An 11628-nucleotide genomic window follows, 5' to 3' on the forward strand; every position below is an offset into this window, starting at 1 on the left:
CTGCCGTCACGCCACGAACGTCACCGCCTCGATCCGATTGCCGTCCGGGTCACGGATGAAGGCCGCGTAATAGCCATCGCCGTGCTGCGGTCGAAGCCCTGGCGGCCCGTCGGATGCACCGCCATGCTGGAGCGCGGCGGCGTGAAAGGCATCGACCATTTCGCGGCTCGCAGCGCGCAGCGCAACATGGGCGCCGCTGCTCTCGGCGCCATGCTGCATCCCCGCCCGGTGGTTGAGCCAGAATTCGGAATAGCGCCTGCCGAAGGCGATCGTCGCCGGCCGTGTTTCCAGCTTCGCATAGCCGAGCATCCCGAGGACCGCTTCGTAGAAGCGCGATGCTCGCTCCAGATCGCTGACCGCAATCGAGACGTGATCGATCACGCCTTTGCGCCCGATCGCACCAGCTTGTAGACGATCGAATCCATCAGCGCCTGGAATGAGGCATCGATGATGTTCGGCGACACACCCACCGTCACCCAGCGCTCCCCTGCTTCGTCCTCGCTCTCGATCAGAACGCGGGTCACGGCCTCGGTTCCGGCATTGAGAATCCGCACGCGATAATCGGTGAGCTTCAGTCCGTCGATGTGTTTCTGATACTTGCCGAGATCCTTTCGCAGCGCGACGTCGAGCGCATTGACCGGACCGTTGCCCTCTCCGGCCGAGATCAGCGTCTCACCGTCGAGCTTCACCTTCACCACCGCCATTGCGACTGTGACCCGCTTGCCGAGCGCGTTGTAGCGTTGCTCGACATTCACATCGAACTGCTCGACGTCGAAATAGTCAGGCACCGTCCCCAGGATGCGGCGCGCGAGAAGTTCGAACGACGCATCCGCACCCTCATAGGCATAGCCGAGCGCCTCGCGTTCCTTCACCTCATCGAGCAGGCGAGCCACGCGCGGATCGTTCTTGTCGACAGCCATGCCGATCCGCTCCAGCTCGGAAAGCAGGTTGGATCGACCACCCTGATCGGAGACCAGCACCCGGCGCCGATTGCCCACCGTTTCCGGCGGCACATGCTCGTAAGTCGCGGGCTCCTTGAGAAGCGCGGAAGCATGAATGCCCGCCTTGGTCGCAAACGCGGAATCGCCGACATAGGGAGCGTGCCGGTTCGGCGCACGGTTCAGCATGTCATCGAGCTTGCGCGAAGCACCAGCCAGCGCCTTGAGTTGCGCGTCCGAAACATTGATGTCGAACCTGTCGGCGAATTCCCTTTTCAGCTTCAGGGTCGGGATGATCGAGACCAGATTGGCATTGCCGCAACGCTCGCCGATGCCGTTCAGGGTCCCCTGGATTTGACGTGCGCCCGCGCGCACCGCCGCCAGCGAATTCGCCACCGCCTGCTCGGTGTCATTATGGGCGTGAATACCGACATGGTCGCCGGGGATGACCTTCACCACCTCGCCGACGATCGTCTCGATCTCGTGCGGCAGGGTTCCGCCATTGGTGTCGCACAGCACCACCCAGCGTGCGCCGGATTCGTAGGCGGTCCTGGCGCAGGCCAGCGCATAATCCGGGTTGGCCTTGTAGCCGTCGAAAAAATGCTCGCAATCGACCAGCACTTCGCGGCCCTTCGCCTTCGCGGCGGTCACGCTGTCGCGGATGGAGGCGAGATTTTCCTCGTTGCTGGTCTCGAGCGCGACCTTGACATGATAGTCCCAGCTCTTTGCGACAAAGCAGATCGCATCGGCCCTGGCATCGAGCAAGGCGGCGAGGCCGGGATCGTTCGAAGCAGAGCGGCCGGGCCGCCGCGTCATGCCGAAGGCGGTGAAGGTGGTGTTGAGCCCGCGCTCCTTCGCAAACAGGTCGGTGTCGGTCGGATTGGCGCCCGGATAGCCGCCTTCGATATAGTCGACACCGAGTCCGTCGAGCAGGTGTGCGATTGCAACCTTGTCGTCGAGCGTGAAGTCGACGCCGTTGGTCTGCGCGCCGTCGCGCAAAGTGGTATCGAATAGATAGAGCCTTTCGCGCGCCATGATCCGACCCAGGCTCACCAGAGATAATAGTTCGAGGCAAGCGCGAAGGCGACGAGGATGGCAATCACGCCGACGATGATATGGTGCTTCTGAAGGTTCATTGCAGTGTCGCCCCCGCAGCGGCCGCGTCGCCGCCAAACGATTTTTCCATGGTGGTGTTGGCGAGCCATTCGTCGCCGCGCAGAACTGTGTTGCGGCTCTTCGCCGTGTAGCCGCGCCGCCGGAAGAAATCATGCGCGGTATCGCTCGCCTCGACAGTGAGCTTCTTCGCGCCGCGCGCGGCTGCGAGCTTTTCCAGCGCATCGATCAGCGTCGTCGCCGCACCCTGCCCGACCGCCGCGGGGTGCACGTACAGCATGTCAATCACGTCGGCACCTTTCAGCGAGGCGAAGCCCACCGGCGCGCCGTCATGCGTTGCGATCAGGGTAAGCTGCCCGGACAGGCGCTTGCCGAAAGCATCCAGATCGTTTGCGGTTTCGGTCCAGGCCTCAATCTGCCCGTCCGAATAATCCTCGACCGCAAGCTCCTCGACGCTGGCGCGGAAAATCTCGGCCAGCAGCGGGATATCGTCCGGCAGCATCGGGCGCAGCGCGAGATTCGGGCCGGCTCTTGGAGTCATGGCGAGCCTCCGGCCCTCTCTCCCCTTGTGGGAGAGGGGTGCCCGCGCATAGCGCGGGCGGGGTGAGGGGTCGCTTGCTGAATCGCATCGCGAAGCGCGCGCGCCTTCAACGCGCCCTCACCCGCCTCGCGGCTTCGCCGCTCGGCACCCTCTCCCGCGAGGGGAGAAGGAGACGGAGTTCGCGGCGCCGTCATCGCGCGACCTCCCAGGTGGTGCCGTCCTTGGAATCGGTGAGCTTGATCCCCATCGCGGCGAGTTCATCGCGGATGCGATCGGACTCCGCCCAGTTCTTGACGGCGCGCGCGGCGTTGCGCGCGGAGATGCGGCTTTCGATCTCCGCAGGCTCAACCGAAAGCGTCGGAGCATGGTCATATTGCCATGCTTTCAACTCCGATTCGCGGAATCCGAAAAACGCCAGCGTGCCGGCAAGCGCCTTGCGACCGGCGGCCTGCTTGAGGGCGTGCATTTCGGCAATCGCCTTTGGCGTATTGAGATCGTCGAGCAACGCCTCAAATACACCCGGAGCGGGTCGCGGCTCAGCATCGTGAGCAGCGACATCAAAAAAACCCGCCAGCGCTTTCTCCGCTTCCTGCAAGCCCTTCACGGTCCAGTTGATCGGCTGGCGATATTGCGTCGCAAGCATCGCGAGCCGCACCACATCGCCCGGCCAGTCATTCAAGACCTCCCGGATCGTGACGAAATTGCCGAGGCTCTTCGACATTTTCTCGCCTTCGACCTGGAGAAAGCCGTTATGCATCCAGACATTTGCCATGACCGGCGTATGGAAGGCGCAGCGCGACTGCGCGATCTCGTTCTCATGATGCGGGAAGACAAGATCAATGCCGCCGCCATGGATGTCGAAGGTTTCGCCGAGATGCTTCCACGACATCGCCGAGCATTCGATATGCCAGCCGGGACGCCCGGGCGTTGATATGCCGCAAGGCGACGGCCAGCCGGGCTCGCCCTGCTTCGAGGGCTTCCACAAGACGAAATCCTGGTCGTGCCGCTTGTAGGGCGCCACATCGACCCGCGCGCCAGCGATCATCTCATCGAGCGGACGCTTCGAGAGCTTGCCGTAATCGGGCATCGACGGCACCGAGAACAGCACATGCTCCTCGGCAACATAGGCATGCCCCGAAGCGACCAGACGCTCGATCAGCGTCTTCATCTCTTCGATATGCTCGGTTGCCCTCGGCTCGACGTCGGGCGGCAGGCAGCCGAGCGCGGCCACATCGGCCTTGAAATTGGCGGAGGTCGATTCGGTCAGGTCGCGGATCGAGATGCCCTGTTCCGCCGCCCGCGCGTTGATCTTGTCATCCACGTCGGTGATGTTGCGGACATAGGTGACGTGGTCGGCGCCATAGATGTGTCGCAGCAGCCGGTACAGCACGTCGAACACGATCACCGGCCGCGCATTGCCGATATGGGCGAAGTCATAGACCGTCGGCCCGCACACATACATGCGCACGTGGGCCGGATCGAGCGGCCGGAACACCCGCTTTTCGCGCGAAAGCGTATCGTAGAGCTTGAGCTCCATCGTCAATCGGTCCTCAGGCCCCTGCCGGCCCGGGCGTTCTGTTCATCGCGATGGACAAAAAGACAGCCGCAGCCAGCGTTCGGGCGCTAGCGAATAATCTCCCGGCAAATGCCGAAAATTGCGTTGCGGACGGTCATTCGCCGGAAAATGTGGGAAAACCTGCGCCCCGTCAAGAGGATAGCGCGAAACAAATTTCGGTTAACAGAACCTTAGGATTTGTGGCGCAAATTGAGGTTTAGCCGAAGATGTAGCGAGCGCACATGCGATCCTGGCTGGCCGTCACCTTTACCGTCCTGCTCCTGCCCGCCTGCATCTCACCGGTGCTGGCCGAAAGGCGCATCTTCATCATCGCCAACAGCCCGGACGGCTATGGGGTCGACCGCTGCCTTGCAAGCGGCGCAACTTGCGGCGCCGCTGCCGCTGCGGCCTATTGCCAATCCCGGCAATTCTCGGCCGCAGCCTCGTATCGCAAGATCGACCGCGACGAGATCACCGGAGCGGTGCCAACGAGCGGCGCATGCGGGCACCAGGGGTGCGACGAGTTCGTTGCCATCGAGTGCAGGCGCTGAGCGCGTCTCCCGGCAATCACGAAGTTCCCGCTGCATAGCTGCGCTGAAGTGCCGATTCGCTGTGCTTGGAAAGGCGGGATACGACCGGTAGGATAAGTGCGTCATCCCGCCCGCGCCCTCGCTCCCGGTTCCATGATCGCAGTCCCCAACTCACCGACGAGCGCCGCGAAGGACGAGCAAACAGCACAAAAAGAATTGACGTCCGCCTTGCGGCCGCTGCGGCTCCTTGTGGCGGCTTCGATCCTCCTGCCGATCGCGATTTTCGGATTTGCGGCCTACATATCCTATCATCAACATCTCGCCGAGGCGCGCGATCGCGTTCAGCGAAATCTCAATACCGTCTACGAACACGCCTTGAAGGTCTTTGAAACCTTCGAACTTAGCGCGCGGTACCTCGACGAACTGACGGAAAACACAAGCGAAGCGGATATCCGCGGGCGCGAAGCCGAGATCAGCTCCCGTCTGAAGTCTCTCACCGATACGCTGCCGCAATTGCGCGACCTGTGGGTGATTGGACCTTCCGGCGCGCCGCTCGTATCCGGCACCGTCTTTCCGATGCCCAAGATCGACCTGTCGGACCGTGACTATTTCCGGGTCCACAAGGACAGTCCTGATTCCGGCACCTATGTCAGCGAGGTGCTGAAGGCACGCGCCGCCGACACCACATTCTTCACGATGAGCCGCCGCACGCGCGGACCCAACAACACCTTCGGCGGCGTCACCACCGTCTCGATCGCGCCGGAATACTTTATCCAGTTTTACGCCAAGCTGCCCCCACCCGGCGTGTTCGCACTGATCCGCGACGACGGCGCGATCCTTGCGCGGTATCCCGACCTGTCGAAGAGGCTGGAGCGACTGTCGCCGGAATCGACGGTCATGCGCAGCATCAAGGTGCATCCCACGGAGGGCTTTGTCACCGGCACATCGTCGTTCGACGGCCATTCGCGTCTGTTCGCCTATCGCAAGATGCCGCGATACAACATCTATGTCGTCTCCGGCATCGAAAGCGACGTGGTGCTGCGCGACTGGCTGACGAACATGGGCAGTCACCTGATATTCGGGCTGCCTGCGACCATTGCAATGATCGGGCTCGGCATCATGGCGCTCCGCCGCACGCGCCGGGAGGCGATCGCGCACACCCAGTTGCAGCAGGAAGTGGCGCGGCGCGAGCGAACCGAACTCGCATTGCAACAGGCATTGAAGATGGAAGCCGTCGGCCGGCTTACCGGCGGAGTCGCGCATGATTTCAACAATCTGCTCACCGCCATTCTCGGCAATGTCGATCTGGCCTTGCGCCGCGTCCCCGAGGGAGATGACCGGCTGCGCCGTTCGCTCAACTCCGCGCGCCAGGCCTCGGAGCGCGCGGCGAGCCTGGTGCAGCGCCTGCTTGCCTTCTCGCGCCAGCACCCGCTTGAGGAAAAGGCAGTCGATGTAAACCGCCTCGTGCAGGGGATGTCGGAATTGCTGCGCCGAACCATCGGCGAGACCATCACGGTCGAGACCGTACTGGCCGGCGGCCTGTGGAAGACGGCGGTCGACCCGAACCAGCTCGAAAACGCCCTTCTCAACCTGGCGGTCAATGCACGCGATGCCATGCCTGAGGGCGGGCGCCTGACCATCGAGACCGCCAACACCTATCTCGACGAGGCCTATGTCGCGGCGAACGCGACCGAAGCGCCGCATGGCCAATACGTGCTGGTGGCGGTGAGCGACACCGGCACCGGAATGACCAGGGACGTGATCGACCGCGCCTTCGAGCCGTTCTTCACCACGAAGCCAACCGGCGCCGGCACCGGCCTTGGCCTCAGCATGGTCTACGGCTTCGTCAAACAATCGCGCGGACACATCAAGATCTACAGCGAGGCCGGCGAGGGAACGTCGATCAAGATCTACCTACCCCGGCTCATGGATGAGAGCGCGATCGAGCCATGGCTTCCCAGCGAAGCGGCTCACGAAGCCGAGGCGGCGGTCCGGCGGCCGGAGCAAATCCTTCTGGTCGAGGATGATGAGGAGGTGAACCGCTTCTCTAGCGAAGTCTTGCGTGACGAGGGCTATCACGTGATCTCCACCCACGAGGGCGCAAGCGGGCTGCGCCTGCTTGATGCGAATCCCGGGGTGCAATTGCTGTTTACCGACGTCGTCCTGCCCGGCGGCATGAATGGGCGCCAACTCGCCGACGAGGCGTTGCGCCGCCGGCCGAACCTCAAGGTGCTGTTCACCACCGGCTATACCCGAAACGCCATCATCCATCACGGCCGGCTCGATGCCGATGTCGAGTTGCTCACCAAGCCATTCACGTCGGATGCGCTTGTGAAGAAGGTGCGGCAGATACTCGACCTCGATGCCAAGGACCCGGTTACCCGCGTCAGCGCGGTCCTCGACAACATCAAGGAAAAGCCCCGGGACTGAGCGCGCAAATCAGCCCGCCGGCGTGGACTGCCTCGCAAGCGCAATCGCTTCACGCAGCACCTCGATGTCACCGATATGGTTGGCGAGGATCAGCACCAGCCTCGCATCGAGGCCGGATGCCTCGCGTTCGGACAATCCGCGACGCGCCTCGACCAGCATCACAAAAGCACGGTCCGGATCGTCAAAACGCGGGGCGGTCATGAGTGGCATCTTGGTGACTCCGCATGGGTCGGCCGCCAGTCGCACGGAACCTTTGCTGAAAATCAGACTGGTCTGGAACCCGGGTCGACTCGGAACTTAACGCGTCTGCCGGTGTTGTGGGGCCACGCGCGCATTCAAAAGGAATCCGGTCATGTCCGCCGTTGCCGTACGAACCATGTTCCGCTCGCATCCCGAGCGGCCGAGCAATGCCGACGCCATCAGCCACTGCATCGAGGCCTGCTTCGCATGCGTGGAGACCTGCACGGCCTGCGCAGACGCGTGCCTGGCCGAGAAGGGTGTTGCGTCGCTGATTGTCTGCATCCGTCTCAACCATGATTGCGCTGCGGTCTGTGCCGCGACCGGAAGCATTCTGTCGCGCGCCAACAAGGTCGGGCACCGGCAATTGCTCGAAGCCCAGCTTACGACATGCATCGCCTTCGCGCGCACCTGCGCTGCCGAGTGCCAGCGCCATGCGGACATGCACAAGCATTGCGAAATCTGCGCCAAGGCCTGTCAGCATTGCGTTGAATCCTGCACAGAAATGCTGACCTCCATGCGCATGCCTGCGTGAGCAGTCAATGCGCAAGCGCCCGGGCGCGGGCGGCAGAAATCTTGCTCGCCGTCGGATGCCGCCAGCGCGCGCATAAGTGTTGATCGGGCCGCAGCAGATAGCCCGTCCCGGGTTGGGCATCGAAGCGCGCCTGGAAATCTCCGCGCAGGTCGACAAGATCCCGGCCGATTACCGTGAGTTTGATACCGTCAGGCAGTTCCGGCACCGCGCCGCCTGCGACAAGCAGGAGTTCGAACCGGTCGGACAGCCGTTCGACCAGATGACAGAGCTTGCCGTCCGCACCCGTCATCGGAGCATCCACCGCCGGACCGCCGAGCCGCGCGGAGCCGCCGAAGCAGTCTTCATCCGGGGTCGATAGCGGCGTGTCATAAATGCTCGCGACCGAAAGCCTCCCGGAATTGACCATGCGGCGCGCAAATTCCGCATGCGGCGCGAGAGACAGCACGGCATTGCGCAGGGTGCGTTCGGCCGGCGAACGCGGCGCGATGAAATCGGTCGAGCGGGTCGAATGTCCGATATTCTCGTCGGCGGCCTGCATGCGTTCGAGATCATAGCTGTCGATCAGCCCTTCCCCGGCGTCGCCGCACAACACCGCCGCAAGCTTCCAGGCGAGGTTCTCGGAATCCTCGATACCCGAATTGGCGCCGCGCGCACCGAATGGCGACACCTGATGTGCCGCATCACCCACGAACACCACGCGCCCGTGCACGAAACGCTCGATACGGCGGCAATTGAACCGGTAGATCGACACCCAGTCGACATGGAAGTCACGATCGCCCAGCATCTTGCGAATGCGCGGCGTGTAGTTCTCAGCCTTCAGTTCGTGGTCGATATCGGCGTCCGGCCCAAGTTGCAGATCGACCCGCCACGATTCGTCGGGCTGCCGGTGCATCAACGCCGACTGCCCGGAATGGAATGGCGGATCGAACCAGAACCTCCGCTCGGTCGGGATGTCGTCCGCGGGCATGCGAAGGTCGGCAATCAGGAATTTTTCCTCGAAGGTATGCCCCTTGAACTCGAGGCCAAGGAGATCGCGCATGGTCGAACGCGCGCCATCGGCGGCGATCACCCAGGCCGCATCCATGCGATACGATCCATCCGGCGTTTCGACTGTTACCGTCGCCCCATCGTTTCGCTTTTCGATGCCCGTGACGCGATTGCGCCAGCGCAGGTCGATCTTTGGTAATTCCTGCACGCGGTCGACCAGGGCCTTTTCGAGATAGAACTGCTGCAAGTTGATGAAGGCCGGCATCTTGTGACCGTCCTCCGGAAGAAGATCGAAGGCATAGACCATGCGGTCGCCGAGAAAGACCTTGCCGAGCTTCCAGGTCACGCCCATTTCGACGAGCTTCTCCCCGACGCCAAGCCGGTCGAGGATTTCGAGCGTCCGTTTTGAGTAGCATAAGCCGCGCGAACCCTCACCAATACGGTCCGCGTCGTCGAGAAGAACCGAAGGCACGCCGCGCTGCGCGAGGTCGATCGCCATCGACAGGCCGACCGGGCCGGCGCCGACGATCACCACCGTGTGGCGGACGGGCGCCGGGGCATCCTGATCCGGTGAACGGCGGTAGGCGAAATGAAACAGCGATTTCCGTTCGTTGGCGGCCACGGCTGGCTCCTTCCACGCTATCCCTGCAGCGAAGCCCACATCTCGCGGTCGCGTTCGGCGGTCCAGATCACCGGATGCGCAATGCCGTTGGCCTCATCGTAGGCGCGGGCGACGTTGAACGGCATGCAATGCTCGTAGATGGCATAGCTGGAAAATTTCGGATCCATGGCCTCGCGCGCGGCCGCAAACGCGTCCTTGAGCGAAAGTCCATTCGCTGCGCTTTTCTGTGCCGACCCGTAAAGCGTCGCGAGAAAGTCGCGCGTGCCATCAATGCCGGCCTGCACCTTGTCCGGCGTCGCGAGGGCGGCCCCGCGGCCGGGTACCAATGCATTGGCCTTGAATTGTGCGAGACGGTCGAGCGTCTTCGGCCAGTCGGCGAGGTGCGCATCGCCACAATAACAGGCCGAATGATATTCGACGAGGTCGCCGGAGAAGACGACATTGGCGTCCGGCACCCAGGCGATGACGTCGCCGGCGGTATGCCCGCGTCCGATATGCATGATCCGCACTTCGCGCTTGCCGAGCCAGACCGACATCTGCTGCGGGAAGGTGATGGTCGGCCAGGTCAATCCCTCGATCGACTCGACGGCACGGAACAGCCTCGGGAAGCGGCCGATCTCGGAATCCTTGTCCTGCTGGCCGCGCTCGACGATCAGCTCGCGCGTCGCGTCGGACGCGAGAATCTCGGCATCCGTGTACGCCGATGCGCCAAGCACCCGCACCGCATGATAATGGCTGAGCAGCACGTACCTGATCGGCTTGTCGGTGACTTTGCGAACCCGCTCGATCACCTCCAGCGCCATCACGGGCGTCGCCTGCGCGTCCACGACCATCACGCCATCGTCGCCCACGATGATCCCGGAATTGGGGTCGCCCTCCGCGGTGAAGGCGTAAAGTCCGCGCCCGATCTCATCGAACGAAATGGTCTTTTCCGCCGTGTCGCCGGTCGAGGCAAAGCCCTTCGCCATGGTCCACCCAGTTTCTCGCCCACGCTGCCGCGGGTCTGTCGTTATTTCGGAGGTGTGTAACGTACCACTTCCTGTTCGATCGCGCCGAAAATCGAGCGACCGTCCTTATCATTCATTTCAATGCGAGCGGTATCACCGAATCTGAGGAATGGCGTTGTCGGCTTGCCATGCAGGATCGTTTCGACCGTGCGCAATTCCGCGATGCAGGAATAGCCCAGCCCACCCTCCGAGATCGGCTTGCCCGGGCCACCGGCGGGGTCGCGATTCGATACCGTGCCGGCGCCCAGGATGGTACCTGCGCCGAGCGGGCGCGTCTTCGCAGCATGCGCGATCAGCGTCGGGAAGTCGAAGGTCATGTCGACGGAGCACATCGGCTTTCCAAACGGTTTGCCGTTGATGAAGGACAGCAGCGGCAGATCGACCTTGGCGCCGTCCCATGCCCTGCCAAGTTCGTCCGGCGTGACGGCGACCGGCGTATAGGCGGACGGCGGCTTCGACTGAAGGAACCCGAAGCCTTTGGCGAGTTCGGGCGCGGTGATGTTACGGAGCGTCACGTCATTGACGAGCATGATCAGCCGGATTGCATTCGCGGCCTGCTCTGGTGTCGCGCCCATCGGCAAGTCGCCGAGCACGACTACCACTTCTGCCTCAATGTCGGCACCATAAGACTCGTCGGCCAGCGGGATCGGGTCGCGCGGCCCCATCACGATGTCGGAGATGCCCTGATACATCAGCGGATCGGTCCAGAACGACGCCGACACCTCTACGCCCCTCGCCTGCCGCACCAAGGCGACGTGGTTCACATAGGCCGAGCCGTCCAGCCACTGATAGGCTCGCGGGAGCGGTGACGCGCATTTGGCCGGATCGAAAGGCAGATGCGCGATGCGGTTTGCCTCGATCGAGTCGGCGATCTCGGTCAGCCGCGGGACCACCGCGTCCCAGTCGTCGAGCGCGGCCTGCAAGGTCGGCGCCACCGCGGACGCATCGGCGCAACGCGACAGGTCGCGCGACACGACGACAAGGCGGCCGTCGCGGCCGCTCTTCAGGGAAGCCAGTTTCATGTCAGCGCGGCTCGCGACGATTGGGATCGAAGTGCTTCTTCAGACCCTTCCAGCCGTCGATAGAGTCATCCTGCCGAGTGTCATGGTCCGCTGCATAGTTGGTGACGCGCT

Annotated in this window: 11 protein-coding genes; 3 read left to right on the forward strand and 8 right to left on the reverse strand. The window is 63.1% G+C overall.

Annotated elements, in window-relative coordinates; genetic code table 11:
• Positions 1-6 precede the first annotated feature (6 nt).
• The 4 genes from AB7F49_RS25285 to cysS form a co-directional block, all read right to left on the reverse strand.
• Entirely contained in the window at positions 7-381 is a 375-nt protein-coding gene (locus AB7F49_RS25285; RefSeq protein ID WP_428527536.1) for a VOC family protein, read from the reverse strand.
• Positions 378-1973 (reverse strand): citramalate synthase, encoded by a 1596-nt coding sequence (gene cimA, locus AB7F49_RS25290; RefSeq protein ID WP_428527538.1) that lies wholly within the window; start codon positions 1971-1973, stop codon positions 378-380. Before cimA ends, AB7F49_RS25285 begins: the two co-directional genes overlap by 4 nt.
• Before the next feature lie 97 nt (positions 1974-2070).
• Positions 2071-2592 carry a GNAT family N-acetyltransferase gene (locus AB7F49_RS25295; protein ID WP_428527540.1) on the reverse strand — a complete coding sequence of 174 codons (522 nt, stop codon included), beginning with the start codon at positions 2590-2592 and terminating at the stop codon, positions 2071-2073.
• A 190-nt stretch (positions 2593-2782) separates the two neighbouring features.
• Entirely contained in the window at positions 2783-4129 is a 1347-nt protein-coding gene (cysS, locus tag AB7F49_RS25300) for a cysteine--tRNA ligase (protein ID WP_428527555.1), read from the reverse strand.
• A 260-nt stretch (positions 4130-4389) separates the two neighbouring features.
• On the opposite strand from cysS, the gene AB7F49_RS25305 reads away from it, so the two are divergent.
• Together AB7F49_RS25305 and AB7F49_RS25310 are read left to right on the forward strand one after the other, a co-directional pair.
• A complete protein-coding gene (locus AB7F49_RS25305) occupies positions 4390-4698 on the forward strand; it encodes a hypothetical protein (RefSeq protein WP_428527542.1) in 309 nt (102 codons plus the stop codon).
• 195 nt (positions 4699-4893) lie between these two features.
• Positions 4894-7107 carry an ATP-binding protein gene (locus tag AB7F49_RS25310; RefSeq protein ID WP_428527544.1) on the forward strand — a complete coding sequence of 738 codons (2214 nt, stop codon included), beginning with the start codon at positions 4894-4896 and terminating at the stop codon, positions 7105-7107.
• A gap of 9 nt (positions 7108-7116) precedes the next feature.
• Here AB7F49_RS25310 and AB7F49_RS25315 read toward each other — a convergent pair whose 3' ends face one another.
• Positions 7117-7317, reverse strand: a complete 201-nt coding sequence (locus AB7F49_RS25315; protein ID WP_428527546.1) for a DUF2783 domain-containing protein — start codon at positions 7315-7317, stop codon at positions 7117-7119.
• A 142-nt stretch (positions 7318-7459) separates the two neighbouring features.
• Here AB7F49_RS25315 and AB7F49_RS25320 point away from each other — a divergent pair, with 142 nt between their 5' ends.
• Positions 7460-7879 carry a four-helix bundle copper-binding protein gene (locus AB7F49_RS25320; RefSeq protein ID WP_428527548.1) on the forward strand — a complete coding sequence of 140 codons (420 nt, stop codon included), beginning with the start codon at positions 7460-7462 and terminating at the stop codon, positions 7877-7879.
• A gap of 4 nt (positions 7880-7883) precedes the next feature.
• Here the strand turns inward: AB7F49_RS25320 and AB7F49_RS25325 are convergent, their stop codons facing one another.
• From AB7F49_RS25325 to AB7F49_RS25335, 3 genes are read right to left on the reverse strand one after another with little or no spacing between them, the layout of a single operon-like run.
• Complete coding sequence (locus tag AB7F49_RS25325) at positions 7884-9488, reverse strand: FAD-dependent oxidoreductase (protein ID WP_428527550.1); 1605 nt, start codon at positions 9486-9488, stop codon at positions 7884-7886.
• A 17-nt stretch (positions 9489-9505) separates the two neighbouring features.
• On the reverse strand, positions 9506-10456 hold the full coding sequence (locus tag AB7F49_RS25330) for an MBL fold metallo-hydrolase (protein ID WP_428527551.1): 951 nt from the start codon (positions 10454-10456) through the stop codon (positions 9506-9508).
• A 41-nt stretch (positions 10457-10497) separates the two neighbouring features.
• Positions 10498-11517 carry a fumarylacetoacetate hydrolase family protein gene (locus AB7F49_RS25335; RefSeq protein ID WP_428527553.1) on the reverse strand — a complete coding sequence of 340 codons (1020 nt, stop codon included), beginning with the start codon at positions 11515-11517 and terminating at the stop codon, positions 10498-10500.
• Positions 11518-11628 lie beyond the last annotated feature (111 nt).

Origin of the sequence: Pseudorhodoplanes sp. (genome assembly GCF_050250235.1) — a bacterium.
In the GTDB taxonomy this organism is placed as follows: Bacteria; Pseudomonadota; Alphaproteobacteria; order Rhizobiales; family Xanthobacteraceae; genus Pseudorhodoplanes.